The 17,497-nt window shown below is 53.5% G+C and carries 16 protein-coding genes; 4 read left to right on the top strand and 12 right to left on the bottom strand.

The window, feature by feature from the left end; genetic code table 11:
- Positions 1 to 48: 48 nt before the first annotated feature.
- Positions 49 to 1,128 (top strand): alanine racemase, encoded by a 1,080-nt coding sequence (gene alr, locus BMX00_RS11940; RefSeq protein ID WP_090829240.1) that lies wholly within the window; start codon positions 49 to 51, stop codon positions 1,126 to 1,128.
- Between the two features lie 103 nt (positions 1,129 to 1,231).
- Here the strand turns inward: alr and BMX00_RS11935 are convergent, their stop codons facing one another.
- The 7 genes from BMX00_RS11935 to BMX00_RS11900 all read right to left on the bottom strand — a co-directional run bounded on the left by BMX00_RS11935 (position 1,232) and on the right by BMX00_RS11900 (position 5,877).
- Positions 1,232 to 2,038, bottom strand: coding sequence for a peptidylprolyl isomerase (locus tag BMX00_RS11935; RefSeq protein ID WP_090829239.1), 807 nt, complete (start codon positions 2,036 to 2,038; stop codon positions 1,232 to 1,234).
- 12 nt (positions 2,039 to 2,050) lie between these two features.
- Positions 2,051 to 2,341: a BolA family protein gene (locus BMX00_RS11930; protein WP_090829238.1), complete on the bottom strand. Its 291-nt coding sequence runs from the start codon at positions 2,339 to 2,341 to the stop codon at positions 2,051 to 2,053.
- Entirely contained in the window at positions 2,338 to 2,640 is a 303-nt protein-coding gene (locus BMX00_RS11925; RefSeq protein ID WP_090829237.1) for a YciI family protein, read from the bottom strand. The genes BMX00_RS11930 and BMX00_RS11925 overlap by 4 nt, the downstream gene beginning before the upstream one ends.
- Complete coding sequence (locus BMX00_RS11920; protein ID WP_090829236.1) at positions 2,640 to 3,185, bottom strand: septation protein A; 546 nt, start codon at positions 3,183 to 3,185, stop codon at positions 2,640 to 2,642. The genes BMX00_RS11925 and BMX00_RS11920 overlap by 1 nt, the downstream gene beginning before the upstream one ends.
- A gap of 430 nt (positions 3,186 to 3,615) precedes the next feature.
- Positions 3,616 to 4,023 carry a peptide-methionine (R)-S-oxide reductase MsrB gene (gene msrB, locus BMX00_RS11915; protein WP_090829235.1) on the bottom strand — a complete coding sequence of 136 codons (408 nt, stop codon included), beginning with the start codon at positions 4,021 to 4,023 and terminating at the stop codon, positions 3,616 to 3,618.
- A gap of 69 nt (positions 4,024 to 4,092) precedes the next feature.
- Positions 4,093 to 5,313, bottom strand: coding sequence for a DUF2863 family protein (locus BMX00_RS11910; RefSeq protein WP_090829234.1), 1,221 nt, complete (start codon positions 5,311 to 5,313; stop codon positions 4,093 to 4,095).
- A gap of 291 nt (positions 5,314 to 5,604) precedes the next feature.
- Positions 5,605 to 5,877 carry an antibiotic biosynthesis monooxygenase gene (locus BMX00_RS11900; RefSeq protein ID WP_245728033.1) on the bottom strand — a complete coding sequence of 91 codons (273 nt, stop codon included), beginning with the start codon at positions 5,875 to 5,877 and terminating at the stop codon, positions 5,605 to 5,607.
- A 159-nt stretch (positions 5,878 to 6,036) separates the two neighbouring features.
- Here BMX00_RS11900 and BMX00_RS11895 point away from each other — a divergent pair, with 159 nt between their 5' ends.
- The 3 genes from BMX00_RS11895 (at position 6,037) to BMX00_RS11885 (ending at position 8,533) form a co-directional block, all read left to right on the top strand.
- Positions 6,037 to 6,999 (top strand): GlxA family transcriptional regulator, encoded by a 963-nt coding sequence (locus BMX00_RS11895; RefSeq protein ID WP_090829273.1) that lies wholly within the window; start codon positions 6,037 to 6,039, stop codon positions 6,997 to 6,999.
- Between the two features lie 267 nt (positions 7,000 to 7,266).
- A complete protein-coding gene (locus tag BMX00_RS11890; protein ID WP_177171856.1) occupies positions 7,267 to 7,686 on the top strand; it encodes a hypothetical protein in 420 nt (139 codons plus the stop codon).
- 106 nt (positions 7,687 to 7,792) lie between these two features.
- On the top strand, positions 7,793 to 8,533 hold the full coding sequence (locus tag BMX00_RS11885) for a DUF2490 domain-containing protein (RefSeq protein ID WP_090829231.1): 741 nt from the start codon (positions 7,793 to 7,795) through the stop codon (positions 8,531 to 8,533).
- A 166-nt stretch (positions 8,534 to 8,699) separates the two neighbouring features.
- Here BMX00_RS11885 and BMX00_RS11880 read toward each other — a convergent pair whose 3' ends face one another.
- The 5 genes from BMX00_RS11880 to BMX00_RS11860 form a co-directional block, all read right to left on the bottom strand.
- Positions 8,700 to 11,879, bottom strand: a complete 3,180-nt coding sequence (locus BMX00_RS11880) for an efflux RND transporter permease subunit (protein WP_090829230.1) — start codon at positions 11,877 to 11,879, stop codon at positions 8,700 to 8,702.
- A gap of 14 nt (positions 11,880 to 11,893) precedes the next feature.
- Positions 11,894 to 13,426: an efflux RND transporter periplasmic adaptor subunit gene (locus tag BMX00_RS11875; RefSeq protein ID WP_177171855.1), complete on the bottom strand. Its 1,533-nt coding sequence runs from the start codon at positions 13,424 to 13,426 to the stop codon at positions 11,894 to 11,896.
- 35 nt (positions 13,427 to 13,461) lie between these two features.
- Positions 13,462 to 14,871 carry a TolC family protein gene (locus BMX00_RS11870; RefSeq protein ID WP_090829229.1) on the bottom strand — a complete coding sequence of 470 codons (1,410 nt, stop codon included), beginning with the start codon at positions 14,869 to 14,871 and terminating at the stop codon, positions 13,462 to 13,464.
- 171 nt (positions 14,872 to 15,042) lie between these two features.
- Complete coding sequence (locus tag BMX00_RS11865; protein ID WP_090829228.1) at positions 15,043 to 15,420, bottom strand: hypothetical protein; 378 nt, start codon at positions 15,418 to 15,420, stop codon at positions 15,043 to 15,045.
- A gap of 92 nt (positions 15,421 to 15,512) precedes the next feature.
- Positions 15,513 to 17,360 (bottom strand): alpha-amylase family glycosyl hydrolase, encoded by a 1,848-nt coding sequence (locus BMX00_RS11860; protein WP_090829227.1) that lies wholly within the window; start codon positions 17,358 to 17,360, stop codon positions 15,513 to 15,515.
- Between the last annotated feature and the right edge of the window lie 137 nt (positions 17,361 to 17,497).

The following is a 17,497-nucleotide window of genomic DNA, read 5'->3' as shown; positions in this document are numbered from 1 at the left end:
TATTCCAATTCCATCCATGATGAGATTGCCCTTGCAGCTTGAATCCTGATGTCGCGCCCCATCCAGGCGCTGATAGATCTCTCCGCGCTCGAACATAATTTATCCGTAGTTCGCCGCCATGCTCCGCACGCGCGGGTGATGGCCGTGATCAAGGCTGATGCCTATGGTCATGGGTTGCTACGCTCCGCCGAGGCGTTAAGCCGCTCAGATGGTTTCGCCATGCTCGAACTGGATGCTGCCGTACGCCTGCGGGAAGCAGGCTATCGGCAAGTTATCCTGTTGCTCGAAGGTTTCTTTTCCATGGAAGAATTGATGTGGATCGAACAGTACCATTTGAGTACCGTGATTCACAATCGCGAGCAACTAGCCATGTTATTTGCATACAAGCCGCGCGCGAGACTCGGGCTCAATATATTTCTTAAAATCAACACGGGCATGAATCGCCTTGGATTCACACCTGAGCAGTTTCCCGCTGCGCTGGAAGCACTGCGAACGAGTCCCGCCGCTGGGGAAATTACCCTTATGACACATTTCGCTCGCGCCGACGAATGCAGCAGGAGTGAAACGATTGCTGCGCAGTTGCAACGCTTCAAAGCGGTTGCTGGAGGACGCCATCTATCCTGCTCGCTGGCCAATTCTGCCGCTATTCTGCGCTATCCTGAAACGCATGCAGACTGGGTGCGTCCCGGCATCATGCTTTATGGCGGATCGCCTTTTGCCGATAGGACCGCGGCCGAACTGGATCTGCATCCCGCGATGACTGTATCGAGCAAGATTATTGCGGTGCAAACTCTTAAGTCAGGTGAAGGGATTGGGTATGGTCATGCTTTTCGCGCTGACCGGCCAATGCGCGTCGGCATTGTTGCGGGTGGCTACGCCGATGGGTATCCGCGCCATGCTCCGACGGGCACACCCGTACTGGTTAACGGCAGGCGCACCCGTATCGTTGGACGCATATCCATGGATATGCTGCATGTCGATCTGAGCGGAATGGACGATGTAGCTGTGGGCAGTCCGGTGACACTCTGGGGCAAGGGACTGCCTGTGGACGAAGTGGCGCAAGCTGCGGGTACTGTAGGCTATGAACTGCTGTGCGCCTTGGCGCCGCGAATGCAGATCGTCACATAGGAGATTTTTAGAGGGGGTCTCTGGATGTTCCGATGGCAAACAAGCTAAAGGCCGGTTCCAGGCTGTGACGCCCGAAATCATTCAGAGACCCGGTTCCGAAACATTACTCGACTTTCGCCTTGGAACGCAGATCCGTGACGTATGTGGCAAACTGCCGTTGCAATACACGTTGTGCCAGATTCTGCTTGATTTCCTCGAATGGGGGAATTTTCAGGGGGCGCACATCATCCAACCGGATCACATGCCAACCAAATGGGCTTTTTACCGGTTGTTCGGTAAGTTTGCCCTTGCTCAGTTTGGTCAAGGCTTCTGCGAACGGCTGGACGTAGCTTGCGGCGGGACTCCAGTCCAGTTCGCCACCCTTGCTCTTGCTGCCGACATCCAGCGATTTCTCCTGAGCAATCTTTTCAAGCTTTTCCCCTTTCTTAATGCGGGCGATGATATCCTTGGCTTCTGCCTCGCTTCCAACAAGGATATGATGAGCTTTGTATTCCTTGTCGCCCATCTGAGCTTTTACCGCGTCATATTCCTTGTGCAACTCTTCATCGCTAACGGGGTGGCTCTTCACATAATCAATCTGATATGCCCTGACTAAAGCCGTCTGACGGGCGATGTCGAGCTGGGCGGCAAAATCAGGGTCCTTGTCGAGTCCTTTTTTCATCGCGTCCTGTGCGATGACTTCCTCGGATATGAGATCATCACGTAAAGCCTTCCGGGCTTCAGGTGTATCCGGTTGCCCTTGGGCGACCCGCGCTTTCATTATAAATTCGAGCCGCGACTGAGGGATTGTCACGCCGTTCACTTTGGCCATGGTCGAGGGGGACGCACCGGTTTGAGCCTGAACAGTTGTTACAGCAAGCAGGCCGGAAACACCCAATGCCGCGAGTTGAGCAATTTTTTTAAAATGCATAGGACTTCCTTGTCAATGAGTCGGAATCAAATCAAATTCTTCGGGAGTATACGCCTTTAAGCTCAGCGCGTGAATATTCTTATGCATCATCTCGCGCAGCGCATCGTAAACCAGGCGATGCCTCGCTAGCGATGACTTGCCAGCAAATTTCGGTGAAACAATGGTGAGAAGGTAATGTCCACCGCCAGTCCTGGCGCCCGCGTGCCCGGCATGCCGGGCGCTCTCGTCCACAATCCTGATCTGCTGCGGCTCAAGAATGGCGAGCTTCTGGGTGATCAATTCGACAGTGCTCGTTGAATTCATGCCGGCATGATTTTTTTGAACGGCTTGACTGTCAATTTGGCATAAACACCCGCAGTGGCATACGGATCGGCCTCCGCCCATTGGCGCGCTGCTTCCAGCGATTCGAATTCAGCCACGATCAGACTTCCTGAAAATCCCGCTGGACCTGGGTCGGGGCTATCGATTGCGGGATATGGTCCTGCCAGGATGAGGCGTCCTTCCTCCTGCAAGGCATTGATTCGCTCCAGGTGGGCGGGCCGAACGGGCATCCGTTTTTCCAGGCTGTCAGCAACATCTTCTCCATTTATCGCGTACAGCATCAGGTTTCCTTATCCTCCTTGTCTTCCATATATTTTGCGAGCATCAATCCTTGCAATAAGATAAATGCCAGCATTAGTCCCATGAAGCCGAACAGTTTGAAGTTGACCCAGGTTTCAGTGGAGTAATTGAAAGCGACGTAGAGATTGGCTCCTCCCATCAGGGCAAAAAAGCCAGCCCAACTGGCATTCAGACGTGTCCATACCGGCTCGGGCAGGGCGATCTGCTCTTTCATCATGACACGGATCAAGTTCTTCTTGAAAACCGCCTGGGCCGACAGCAGCGCGACGGCAAACAGCCAGTAGAGTACCGACGGCTTCCATTTGATAAATGTTTCATCCTGCAGAATCAGGGTTGCACTGCCAAAAATCACGATAATGACGAGGCTGACCCACAGCATGGTATCGACCTTGCGGTGGCGAAACCATACCCAGCCGATCTGGCCAAAGGTGGCAGCAATGGCGACAGCTGTGGCAGCATAGATGCCATAGATCTTGAACGTGACAAAAAACAGGATTACCGGAAAGAGATCAAATAAAAACTTCATAGATACCGAACAGTTCGAGCTAGGGAACCTCTGAATAAGTCCACGTGGGCGCTACGGCGGCTTTCCGGGATGGGATGCGCGAAAGGCGCCGAAGCGAATGGTCGATCCCCTTCGCCAGGAGCCTGACAAAGCAGACCGCCCGCAAAGCCCCGTCCCTTCGGGTTGCGGCAAAATCTGATGCTCACTGCGTTGCACTCTTTGGCATCGTAGGCCTGGCTACGACCTGCGTCATGCGCCTTGTGATCATTCCGATTTTACCAGCAACGCGCCCCGCGAGGACTTGTTGAGAGGTTCCTGGGGATTAATGCAGCAATTATGGCGGTTACTCATGGAAAAAGCTATTGAGCCCCGGGATTCGGGCGAACGAAAGCGCATTGGAGCAGCTAAAAAGGTTCATGATATGCCGCGGGGGTATCGCCGGGGAAGCTATCTACGCTTTATCGGGTTGACGATCGAGCTGGAGCGAAGCGGAGTTGATGCAGTAGCGCAAGCCGGTCGGTGCAGGGCCGTCGTCGAATACATGTCCCAGATGCGCGTGGCATCGAGCACACACGACTTCAGTTCGTCGCATGAAAAAGCTGTGGTCTTCCTCCGCGGCAACATTAGCCGGATCGATGGGTTGCCAAAAAGAAGGCCAACCCGTGCCGGAATCGAACTTGGTATTTGAGTCGAATAACGGGGAGCCGCAGCAGGCACAGCAGTATATGCCGGCATCATGGCAGTTCCAATATTCTCCGGTAAAGGCAGGTTCCGTGCCTTTTTCACGGCATACATAATACTGTTGTGGCGTAAGCTGTGTTTTCCATTCCTGCTCAGGTTTAATAATCTTTTCGGCCATAATAACTTTTCCGTCCAGAAACGATGCACGTTTGATTCTGTCGTCTTTCCCTTAATGCAAGGTACATATTCAATGCAGGTGTACCGGTACCAATTCACCTTCCTCGGGAAATTCCGCATGGACTACTTCTCCTTCCGGGTTTGGAAAGAGCGGTGCGCCACAATCCTCGCAATACTCCAGGGGAAAGCGATTTTCCAGCAGGGTCATCTCAGTTACACCACACTCTCTTAAGGTTGCTTCAATTTGCGTTACGGTATCAGTATTCTCATCTTCATCCCCGACTAGCGCCCAGACGAGCCCGTACAGCACATTATCACGGTTCCTGAGGGTGAAGCTTACGCGGTATTCCTCCAGCCATTGGTCATAAAAAGGCGCAACTATCGCGCGCAGCCCGCCGGGAGAAATATTCAGGGTCGATTGCAGAAAATCAACGGTCGCATGCATGGAATAAGGCCGGGCAAGGCGATCGGCCATCCGCCACGCTGAAAAAAAACCGTCGGGGCTGAGCACTTCAAATGCGCATCCCGGGAAAAGCGGCCGCATGGCTTCAGTACTCTGAGTCTGCCACGGAGCCAATAATTCTTCCTTCCAACGCCTTGATTCCATCAAGTTGCCGGTCCTTCTGCTTTCGGTTGCTCCGTCAGCCTGCTGCCAGCGAAACATCGGCATCCCCTGTAATACGGCGATTGCCCCGAGTACATATCGGGTATCCGATAGGAAACGCCCGGTTTCGGCCAGATTACGGGGGTTCATATGCAATCCGGGTTCTCCGGCCAGCGCTGCTGTCCATAGCTTCCCAGCCAGTTCATGTGTAAGGTGGTATCCGCGCGGCAGCTGGTCGGGACTGAAGAGACAATCCGCCAGCACAAACTGGGCATTTGCCACCAGTACGTGTGACTGGAGCTGGATCCTGAGATTGGCGAGCACGGTTTCCGTTATAGGCCCGGAAGGGATTGAGAAGCGCGACCATGTCAGTAGCGGTATCGCGAACATCAACACATCGTAACCACGTTCGCCGCGCGTAACGGTACCACATTCGATCGCGGCTTCGATGGCGTAGATGAACTCGCCATAAGCGACGGGATCGGTTTCATAAAGCTGATCCAGAGCCGCTTCAAGATTCTGATCGTCACCCGTACGCAATTGCGTGCGTATTTTTACAGCCAGCCGGTTCTCCCAGAACGCATCCTCGATACGACTGCCTGAAGCGGCAAGCCCTACCGCCAGTCGGTAAAGCTCCTGAACTACCCGGGGGGATTTCGTGCGATGGGGGGCGCGAAGCTTTTTCATGAATTGCCGGCGCGTAATGATCGATCAAACATTTTATCCTAAATCCCCCCGATGCAAGGAAGATCTGGAATTATTGCCCAGTATTGCTCCAACATATCCATTGAGTTTGCAGAGCAGACCAACCCACGAAGGACAACAAGAGTTTCAGGTCGCGGAAGCGTTACTGGTCACGGCAGACTGCCAAACAATCGGGCACGGCCGAATCGGACCCGGTGGAACGGCTTCCTTCAAGGCCTCCTTGCCCATGTAAAGATAGCGAACCAGGCCATTAATATGATTGATCGGATTGCACTACGGACGCAGACTCTTTTTTGCCAGAGGGTCAGGCACGAAGCTTCGCGGCAAGCACGTCACATGCTCGATTTGCGGTGCTTCGGCCAGTAAATCAGCTGCATTAGCCATCAGTGCGGCAGCGATAGGGCCGGACAAATGGGCAGAACAGCCTGATTCATCGGCGAATGCATCAAAAATGCCGAAAGTCGATGGGCCCAGACGCAGAGCAAACCAGACCGGGGTGGCGGCTTCCTGATTTGCCAGTGCAAGACCCTTTTCAAGAAAGCTCATTACATCTGCTTCTCTTCCTGGCTTGGCCTGTACCGCACAAACAGAGCAACTTTTACCATGATTATTTCCCTTCCGTGGTTGAACAGCGGACTAAGACTTTAGAGGGTCCGCCAGCTTTTGCCAAATGGCAGGATCGATAAATTTGATATAATTCTCGCCATGCGTATTCACGTCCTTGCGCTCGACGGGGCTTTTGATACCGGCCTGGCGACTATCCTTGATACTCTAAGCATCGCGAATGATCTGGCAGCCTCCGCGGGTGCTGCGTCGACTTCTTTCGAAATAACTGTCACGGGTGTTCGCCGTAATGTCCGTACAAGCCATCGGCTATCGGTGCCTGCCGTGCCTGTAGGACGATGTGGCCGTCCGGATGTGGTTTTGATTCCCGCGCTCGGCGCGAAAACGCCCGAAACCTTGCAACCGGCGCTCGAGCGCCCTGATATAGCTGATGCTGGCGCATATTTGCGCGAGTGGGCTGAGGACGGTGTCTTGATAGGAGCCGCCTGTACGGGCACATTCGTTCTTGCAGGCACTCTCCTTCTCAATGGGCAAAGTGCCACTACATCCTGGTGGCTTGCTCCCCTGTTCCGCAAGCATTATCCTGGTGTCAATCTGGAAGACTCGCGCATGGTAGTAAGTTCATCCGGTTTTGTTACCGCAGGCGCCGCGCTTGCTCACGTTGATCTTGCGCTATGGCTTATCAGACGCGGCAGCCCAACCCTGGCAGCGTTAACTGCCCGCTTTCTATCGATCGAGCCGCGTTCGTCGCAGGCGGTTTTTGCGATTTCCGATCACCTTATGCATAGCGACCCACTGGTCGAGCGGTTTGAGCGCTGGGCGCGGCATAATTTGGCCAAAGGCTTCTCGCTGGCCGATGCAGCGAGAGCAACAGGTACCAGCGAGAGAACGTTATCCCGCCGATTGCGAGCAGTACTGGATAAAACGCCGCTTTCGTATTTTCAGGATCTGCGCGTCGAGCGCGCCGTACATCTTTTGCGGACGAGCACCGATAGTATCGATCTCATTGCTTCTCAGGTCGGTTATGCTGACGGAGCGACATTGCGTGTCCTTCTCCGGCGCAAGGTCGGCCGCGCTGCAAGCGAGCTGAGAACGCGGTACTGATCAATCTAATTCTCCGCGTCGTCTTCTCGTTGATATATCCTTTCCATTACCCATGAAACGGGCACGGATGGCCTTGGAGCGCGATCATGGCATCCCTGGATTCGAGTCTCCTTCACTGGGTCGCCGTTATGCGGAGAAAATAAAATCATGAGAATCCAGCCTCTAGGTTTCATAATGACGGGATTTAGTCTGCTTATCTTGTCTCTATTTTTTTTATACCCCGCATTTGCCAGGGAAGGCGTCGAGGTTTCGGTCAAAGAGATTCCCATGAGAGCCTTCAAATACCTTCAAACGCACTACCCTGAAGCAAGCAAAGTAAAATACTTTATGGAGCTTGATGAGGCTGGCAAAACGAGATACGAAGTCAAACTAAAATATAAAGGCGACAAATTTGACCTGACATTTGATAGTTCAGGGGGAATTATTGAAGTGGAAAAAGAGATTGACTGCGCGGTCATTGAAGACGCTGCTCATCATAAAATCATTGATTATTTCAATAGTAACTTTACCCGCTACCACATCTATAAATGCGAAGAAGTCGCTTCAGGAGGGGAAATTTTTTTCGAAATAAAATTAAGGGGAAAACGACCTGACGGGGAGCATTTTTTTGAGGCTTTTTTCACCCGGGCGGGAGATTTAAAAGAAATAACAAAGGAAGAGGTGCCGAGTCTTCCGATACTGAATTAATGGCGCTCAGCAAAGCGGGGTTGCGTACCAATTGACATGAGCTTTTTCTTCAGTTAAACCTCATCAGTCGCCTGCATGCTATTCTCATAATGAAATACAGGTATTCATGATTATCTTCAGGATGAAAATTGTCATTATTTTCATCCTGCTTATACATGTGGATATTTCCCGGGCCGGGGACGCGAATTTGGTCGGTGTTCTGCCTGCAATTTCTCAGACAGGCAGGGTCACCGATGTTTTTGACTACAATTTATTCGTCTCCACCACTCTGAACGCCACGGACCGGACCGTTGATGGAAGACGCTTTCCCGCCCGGGATATTCAGTCCTATTTTCAGCCCAGCCTCATCTATAAATACAGCCCGCAATTGAATTTTGCTGTTGCGTATGTATATCAGCGCACGGATCCTTTCAATAACGATTCAACAAACGAAAACCGGATATTCCAGCAGGCTATCTTCAGTACTCCTGTTTTAATGGGAAATCTCTATCAGCGGGTTCGTTTCGAAGAACGGTTCGTTACCAACAACCGGACTCATGAAACACCTCTATCAACGCGGCTCAGATATATGGTTGGGTATAACCTTCCGTTGCAAGGCGAGAGGCTCGATCCGGGCGAATTTTACGTGAACACTTATAACGAGTTTTATTTCAGCACCTCAGGACAACGAAATGCTGTTTATAGCGAGGACTGGCTATATGGCGGTATCGGTTACAGTACAGGACACATGGGAAATATTGAAATAGGGCCAATGCTGCAAACCTCCGTTATCGATACGTTCGGACACAGAAGAAACCTTTTCTTGTTACAAGTCCTCTGGAGCACAAATTTCGATATTTTTAGATGACGATATCAAGTGAGCAACGCTACGGCATGATGGCGATGTGTCCTTGCCCCCTCGCCGAACCAGGCTCGATAACATAAGAAAACATAGGCAGCGTGTATGCAATGGAGCAAAGGCTCCTACATGAGTTTAAAGAGTATATGCATTGCGACACTTGCCCGTCTGCCCCTCACACAGGTCCAACACCGCTGTTTGCGCTATTCCTTCCGTGGACCAGGCGATATAGAACCGGGAGTACCAGCAGAGTCAGTACGGTGGACGACAATATGCCTCCGATGACGACTGTCGCCAGCGGGCGTTGCACTTCCGCACCCGTTCCGGTGGCCAGCGCCATGGGAACGAACCCGAGGGCTGCCACCAGCGCCGTCATCAACACGGGGCGCAAGCGGGTGAGGGCGCCATTATGAATGGCATCATCCAGCGTCAGGCCTTGCGCTCGCAGGTCCCTGATAAACGCCAGCATGACCAAGCCGTTCAGTACTGCTACGCCGGAGAGGGCAATGAATCCCACCGCAGCGGAGATGGACAAAGGGATACCACGCAGCCACAAAGCCAGCACTCCACCGCTGAGCGCGAACGGAACTCCGGTAAACATAAGCAATCCATCGCGGATATTTCCGAACATCGAGTAAAGCAGGATAAAGATCAGTCCGAGAGCGAGCGGGACCACAATTTGAAGGCGCTGAGCAGCAGAAATCAATTGTTCGAATTGCCCTCCCCAAGTTACCCAATATCCGGGGGGGATCTCCACTTGCTCAGTGATGAGTGTTTCCGCTTCATTGACAAATGAGCCCAGATCTCGGCCCCGTACATTTGCGGTTACCACGACTCTGCGTTTGCCATTTTCGCGGCTGACCTGGTTAGGGCCCTGGACAACTTCAAAATTAGCGACCTCACCCAATGCAATGTAGGCGGGCAGGGCAGCCAAGGCAGGATTTGCTCCTAAGCCCATACCTGTGCTTGCAGCAGGGAGCCGGATAGGCAAACGCTTGAGTGCCTCCATATCGCCCCGTTGCTGCTCCGGCAACCTGACCTGCAGCTCAAAACGGCGATCACCTTCATAAATAGTGCCGGTAACTCTTCCAGCGATAGAAATAGACACGGCATCCTGTACGTCAGCTACATTCAAACCATAGCGCGCCATTTTTGCGCGATCCATTTGAATGGAGAGTACGGGCAAGCCGGTGATCTGCTCGGTTTTCGCATCCGCCGCGCCCGGAACAGTTTCGATAATTTTTTCGATCTGTTCCCCTACGGCGAGTAGGGTGTCCATGTCATCGCCGAAAACTTTTACTGCGACATCCGCACGCACACCCGAAAGCAGTTCATTGAAACGCATCTGTATCGGCTGGGTGAATTCATAATTGTTTCCCGGCACTTCCCGCACCGCCTGTTCCATTGCCGCTACTAATTCCGCTTTGGTGTGGCGCGGCCCCGGCCATTCCGATTGGGGTTTGAGAATGACGAAGGTGTCCGCGACGCTCGGCGGCATGGGATCAGTCGCAATCTCGGCGGTGCCGATCTTGGAGAAAACCCTTTCCACTTCGGGAAATGTCTTGAGGGTCTTCTCCAGTTCGTCTTGCATTTCGATGGCCGTGGTCAGGCTTGTGCCGGGAATACGCAGCGCATGCAGGGCGATATCTCCTTCGTTGAGGCTGGGCACGAATTCGCTGCCCATGCGCGTGGTCAGCAGGCCGGAGAGCACCACAATCACCACGGCGAGCGTGACCGTGAGTCCCTTGTTGCGCATTGCTCCGTTCAATGCGGGCACATAGATATCCTTTGCCCATGCCACTGCCGGGCTTTCTTTTTCCGACACTTTGCCGGAAAGGAAGAGCGCGATCGCTGCCGGAACAAACGTTACGGAAAGAATCATGGCGCCCAGCAGGGCGGTTACGACCGTGAAGGCCATGGGGTGAAACATCTTCCCCTCCACACCCGTCAGTGCGAAGATGGGCAGATAGACCACCATGATAATCAGCTCTCCATAGATGAGCACCCGCCGCGCTTCCCTGGTTGCATCGAAGACCACCGTAAAACGCTCAGCCGGCGTCAGGATACGCCCCAGCCGCTTCTGTTCATGGGCCAGGCGCCGGATACTGTTTTCAACAATGACGATGGCGCCATCCACGATGAGACCGAAGTCAAGGGCGCCCAGACTCATTAGGTTGGCGCTGATATGGTTGGCCATCATCCCGCTGAAGGTGAACAGCATCGAGAGCGGGATCACGAGCGAAGTGATGATTGCCGCACGCAGGTTGCCCAGAAACACGAATAACACCGCAATGACCAGTACAGCACCTTCAAACAGATTGGTCGCGACTGTTCGAATGGTTTTATCGACCAGTATGGTGCGGTTATAAACAGGGGTTGCAACAACGCCGTCAGGCAGATTGCGGCTGATCTCCAGCAGTTTTTTTTCAGCCGCTTGGGAAACGACACGGCTGTTTTCGCCGATCAGCATATGTACCGTGCCGACAACTACCTCTTTACCATTTTGCGTAGCGGCGCCATTGCGCAATTCCCTGCCTATCAGGATATCCGCAACGTCCTTGATGCGTATGGGTATCCCTAGCCTGGAACCGAGAATAATGTTGCCGATCTCCTCCAAATCTGTGACCTGGCCGGGCAATCGAACCAGATACTGTTCGCCGCTTTTTTCTATATAACCGGCGCCAATGTTGAGATTGTTGCGCCCCAGCGCGGCGACGACGTCCTGTAGCGTCAAGCCGAAAGAGATCAGCTTTTCAGGGTAAGGTGCGACGTGAAACTGTTTGACGAAGCCGCCGACTGAATTGACCTCGGTCACCCCTGGAACCATGCGCAACTGGGGCCTGATAATCCAATCCTGAATTTCGCGCAGGTCGGTCAGGTCATATTCGGTACCATCCGCTTTTCTTGCATCTTTCTCGGCATCGACGGTCCACATGAAGATTTCACCCAAGCCGGTAGAGATAGGCCCCATCGTTGGCTCGACGCCGGCAGGCAGCCTGTCTCTTGCTTCCTGGATTCTTTGGCTCACTAACTGGCGAGCTAGGTAGATATCGGTACCATCCTGGAAAATGACGGTAACCTGAGACAGCCCATAGCGCGATATGGAACGGGTATAGTGCAAGTTGGGAAGCCCGGCCATGATCGTCTCGATCGGGAAGGTCACGCGCTGTTCCGCCTCAACCGGTGAATAACCAGTCGCACGGGTATTGATTTGCACCTGCACATTGGTAATGTCCGGCACCGCGTCAATGGACAGGTTCTGGTAGCTATAGACGCCGAGCATGGCCATTCCCAGCACCGCCATCAGGACGAGCCCGCGCTGGTATATGGACATGCGTAAAATACGTTCGAACATGATAGTCAACCTTCTTAATGGTCGTGTCTTGCGCCGGACTTGCCCAGCTCGGCCTTGATGGCAAAGCTGTTGCCCGCGGCGTACTGTTCTCCTGCGGATAAGCCCTTGATGACCTCTATCATCCGACCATCGCTGCGCCCCAGCTCCAGAAGGCGCGCTTCGAAGTATTTGCCGTAGCGGCCGAATGCCACCGTCCAGTCACGTATGGTCTGAATCGCATCCGCCGCTATGGCCACGGGTACGCTGATTTCTTCGGTGGCCAGTTCAGCGTTAACAAACATGCCGGGTCGCCACCTGCCGACCTTGTTGTCAAGCTCCACCCGCGCTGTGGCGGTACGGGTTTGTCCCCCGATGAGTGTAGTGATATAGGTGACAGCGCCTTCGCCCTCGACGTCCAATGCAGTCGCCTTCACCACTGCCTTTTGCCCAACCTTGACCACGGCCAGATCTTTGGGATAAGCCGTGATAGCCGCCCAGACCGTCGATACGTCGGCAATGGTATAAATATTGGTGTCTTCTTTGAGCGTCTCGCCCAGCGCGATGGCTTTGGCAGTGATGAGTCCGGAGATCGGTGCTTGAATTTCGTAGCGAGCTAGATTTTCTCCTGAACGAGAGTCAGGCCGCACCCCCAGTGAGCGCAGTTTTACTGCAGCAAGATCCACCGCGATTTCTGCTTCGTTCAACAACTCCTGGGCGGTTAAATAGTCCTGCTTGGCGGAAATCTTTTCTTCCCATAACCGCTTTTCCCGCTCGAAGGTGGTTTGCGCCAGCCCCAATCGTTTCCGGGCGACACGATATTGACTGCGTAATTCAGCCAGCATCTGGCTTTCGATTACCGCAAGCACCTCACCTTTTTTCACCTGCTGGCCATGGTGGCCGTAAACAGCCATTACTATGCCCGGCAGGCGGGGCACGACCTGTACGATGGTATGTTCGTTGAAGATGATCTCGCCTGGCAGCTTGAGGGCGGGCTTGATTGTCGCTGGCCCGGCAGTGTGTATTTCGACCCCGATGCTCTTCAGCATTTCGTCCGGCATCTCCACCCGCGCTTCCACCTGGCTATAACCCCAGCGAAAGACTTTTCCCTTCCTTTCGGCGGCAATCGCTACATCGAATGAATGGGGCTCCTCCACTATCTGATCGCCGATCAGATAGTCAGCCTCAGGTTTAAATTTAAATACCTGTACCGATGTACCGAGCCGTGAAAGCGTGATCGTGACATTGGCGGCAGAGGGTGGAAGCGGCTTTCCATTCTCATAGAGATAGAGCCGGAATTGAGGAGGCACCCCTTTTTCGAAAATGGTAATTTCGACACCGAAGCCATCCGTTACAAAGAGCTTTCCTCCCTTGGGGCCCCTTAGCTCCTTTTGAGGCTCAGGCTGCCCCTTGCTTCCTTTTGCTTCTGGCTTATCCTTGCCTTCAGACGTGTGCCGTGCAGTATCAGTTGGTGTAGACGAAGCGGTTTCGTCCAGAGTAAGAATTAATCCACCCAGCACGGCCCCTATCGCGATGACAGTCACTATTGAAATCAGTTGGCGCCTATTCACAATCACTCCTTAAATCCGTATTTGGGCTACGCTCATTAATTGCCGAGTGGACTTGATACTTCGGATACTTCGTCGGGTACGCCCCCGAGGGGGGCTGCAATCAGGCGCTCTATCTCATTGACCAGGCGCTGGTAGTTCGCGAGCGCACGCACGTACAGGACCTGATTCTGAAACAAGGTACGCTGCGCATCGAGCACTTCAAGAAAGCCGAATTTTCCTAATTCGTAGCCTTTATTTGTGACTTCGAAAGCACTTCTGGCTCTGGGTAATATGTCATTGGCTAAAATGTGGATTTCATCCTGTGATGCCGACAAAGCCTCATAGGCCTGAGTAAGCTCCGTTTTAAGCCGCAACTCGGTGGCCATTTGCTCATCAACAGCCTTATCGACGCGTTGGTGGGCTTCCCGGAGGTTGCCCTGGTTGCGGTCGAACAATGGCAGCGGTACCGCCAGGCTAACCACGGGGGTGTTGCCTCCAAGCTGCGCATGGTGAACAACACCGGCGCTAACGGTGACATCCGGTATGCGCCGTGTTCTCTGCACGTCCAGCAGAGCCTTTCGCTGCTCAATACCTTTCATGCCGCGAAGCGCCATGGGACTGGTGAGGACCCGCTGCGCGAGTGCCTCAAAGCTCGGCAGGGTAACGAACGATTGAAGGTCACCCAGCGCCTTTCCAAATTGGGGGGACGAATTGCCCCATAACAGTGTCAACCGTTTGCGCGCCGCCGCCAGATCGCGTTGCGCTTGCACCAATGCGATTTGCGTGGTGGAAAACGCTACCTCGACCCTGGTTTCCTCGATGGGGGGAACTTTGCCGGCCTGAACGCGTTTTGCAACCGCGTTCACCACCTTTCGTGCCAGTTTCTGACTCTCTTCCGCAAGCCGCAACTGCTCCTGTGCCGCGAGCACGTCGGTAAATACATTTGCCACCCGCGCTATGAGTTCTGTGCGCTTGGCTTCGTAGTCTTTCCCCGCCACTTCCTGACCCAACAAAGCTGCACTAACCCTTGCGGCGCGTTTTCCGCCGACCTCTATCAGTTGATAGATCCGAATGGTCGTGAGTTGCTGCACAACTTCTTGCGCAACGTTTTTTTGAGAGTTGATATCACCTCGAAGAGCCTGAGTATTTCCCACATTCTCAACGTTCACGGACAACTCAGGGTTTCGAAGCAGTCCGGCTTGAAGCGTCGCTCCCTGAAGCGCGCGTATCTCCTTGGCAAAAGCCGCCAATTCAGGGTTGTGCTGTAACGCAAAATGCGCGGCTTCGCGCAAGGTGAGTTCGGCTTTTTCCTCGGGTAAGGATAGAGCGTGGTCATCTGGCGTCCCGCTGGAAAAGACGAGGGGAGAAATATCTTCGGCGCTTGTCGCAGACGAGCAACTGAGCACCAGAATAAGCAAACCTGCCAGCGCCAAATATCGAGACGCCAACAACACGTTAGTGTTCATGGAATACTCCGCAAATGCCATGCATCAATCAGGAGCGCAATAAGCGAAACCGATTCAATGCGAATAAACGTGCAACAACAAGCCACAAAGCGGAATATCTAGCGCTGCTTGGGAGGATGACAAAGCCGCGCCAAGTAACCTTAAGGACTAGGTCCGGTGTGACTTGAAGATTTAGCTTGCGAAGTTGATTCGGGGAGGATGCAGGGGGGAATCCGGAACGGATTCGGGAACGAGGACAGAGACAAATGTGCTTAAAACCTGCACATTGGCTGAAGCGGGCACCAACGGAGGAGCTGTGAAGAAAAACGGCTGATACTGCCCAGCCGCATGAAGACACAGATGGGTCGCGGCATCGAGATGGCCGTCATCACGGGCGACAGCATGTTGATGCGCCTCGAGATGCGCGGTGGGATCAAGCGAGAGAACGTGATGCTCATGATCAAGCTCGTGAGCGAATACCTCGCCATTAAACGCCCAGCCAAACGAGTTCGTCAGCATGCTGATGAACAATGCAAACACGACGGAAAAAATATGGAGGCGCTTATTCATGGCGTGTCGATTGTATACCCCTATGGGGGATAATGCCAATGTTTGTTTCCTCAGGTTTTATAGACGTATGGGCGTGGGGTAACGTTAAACCTTCAAGCACTTCGCCAGATGCGGCCGTAACTGGACGGGACAGTGAGCCAGCGCTCGTCTCTTTCCCCAACAGTGAAATTATTCAGCCCGTGCAGCTGTTCGATATAGTTGCCACGTCGTGTAAATGTGAACGGCACGCTCTGGTCGGTATCAGTGAAGTTTACTGCGATCACGCTCACTGCATTGGGGGTTTCGCGCTGGAAAAGCAGAATGCCGCGCGATAGATAACGGCTGTAATCATTATGGAAATAATGACTTCCCCGGCGCAGCTCGACGCAACTGTTACGCAGCTTCACCAAACTTCGGGTCAGCCTGACCAGGTTTTTGCCAGCGTCATCATAAAAATAGTCCCAGCGCAGCGGCCGCAGCAGCAGTACCCGGCCAAGGCCCGCCTCTGGCACAAAGTAATTCTCGCCAAATTCCTGGCCCTGCCATAGCATGGGGATGCCCTTCGAGGCGAGCAGGGCGATCAGATAGGGCTGGAGGCGATACCATTGCGCGCGGTCGCCTTCGGCGAACAACGGATTCCAGTCGCGATAACGAAGGTCGAACTCGCACAGGAAGCGGCTGTGGTCGTGGTTCTCGATGTATTGCAGCGGGGCCTTGGCCATTGTGTTGCCATTTTGGGTTGCCTGTTCAATGTAGCCCAACGCGCCGAGTCGCTGGCCGAGATTCTCGACCGCGCCCGCCGCGGCATGAGCGCAGGCTTCTGCCGCTCCAAAGGTCGCGTTCTGCCAGGTGGCATTGCTGTAGCTCTGTTCAAGAATCTGCTCGGGAGCTTCCAGTTGCTCCGCAATCTGGATCAGCCGCGGTCCATCCGGCGCATCGAACCTTTTGAGGTTGACGATCGAGCTTTTGACATATTCGTAAGTGTTAAAGACCAGGTTGGCGTAACCCACGCCCAAGGCACCATCCCAATAGTTTGGGACGCAGTCGTAGCGGAAGCCGTCAATATGGTATGTATTCAACCAGTGTAGATTGACGGTGTAGAAAAAATCACGGGTCAGAGCACGATTGAAATCGGTGCTGATACCGAGATCATTGAAATAATCCTTGGCAAAGGGTCCCATGAACGGGTTTTCGTCATACTGGAGCCTCTGGTAGAGATCGGCATAAGGAAAATCCCTGCCGGTGTGCCCATAAACCACATCAACGATTATCGCCAGGCCACGCTGGTGCGCGGCATCGACGAAACCCTGAAAATCATTTCTTTTGCCAAAACGCTCATCGACGCCAAAATAGCCCAGCGGCAAATAGCCCCAGTCGACTTCCAGGGAAACGTTGTTGACGGGCATTAATGACAGCGCATTCACACCGAGATCCGCGAGGTAATCGAGTCGGTCAATCGCACCTTGCAGGCTGCCGCCGAATTCGGCGACATTCAATTCATACAGGATGAGGTCGTGCAGCGCGGGCGTTTTCCAGTTCGCCTCTTCGGCACTCCACGCATAAGGAATGTAACCGAGCGTAAAGGCGGACAGTTTGCCAACGGCATATTCGCGAGCATAAGGATCCACGATCCAATCCAGTACACCCGCGTTTGGATTGTGCAGTTCGAAGCGATAAACATGCCGCCCGGGTGAACCGAAATGCGAGCCCGGCTGCGTATCAGTAGTGCTGGTGAAATTCACCGTCACGGACCACATATCGCCGTAATCGGCATTGATGCCGTGCTGCAACTCGAAGGCCAGCGGCTGAATCGCTTGGATGAATTGGTCGCGTTCGTGAATGATTTTCACGAACAGGCGATTGCGATACGCAGCCGAGATCCATGGCAACAGTATGCCGAAATCCACCACGCCGGGGCTGATTTCACGGGGACCAAGCTGATCCAGAGGGAGTTGTTTCATGGCTTGAACCTTAAATGATAGGCTGGCTTTCGATTATTTCCAGGTTCAAGCATAGGTGAGCTTAGGGGCTTTCGCCACCCCTTTCTCCCCCTTCTTTCCGTTCTCCCCTTCTCCCCGTTGTCCCCCTTCTCCCCCTT

Source organism: Nitrosovibrio tenuis, assembly GCF_900109785.1.
In the GTDB taxonomy this organism is placed as follows: Bacteria; Pseudomonadota; Gammaproteobacteria; order Burkholderiales; family Nitrosomonadaceae; genus Nitrosospira; species Nitrosospira tenuis_A.
Note: the sequence above shows the minus strand (reverse complement) of the source record. Positions and strands in the feature narration are given on the sequence as shown.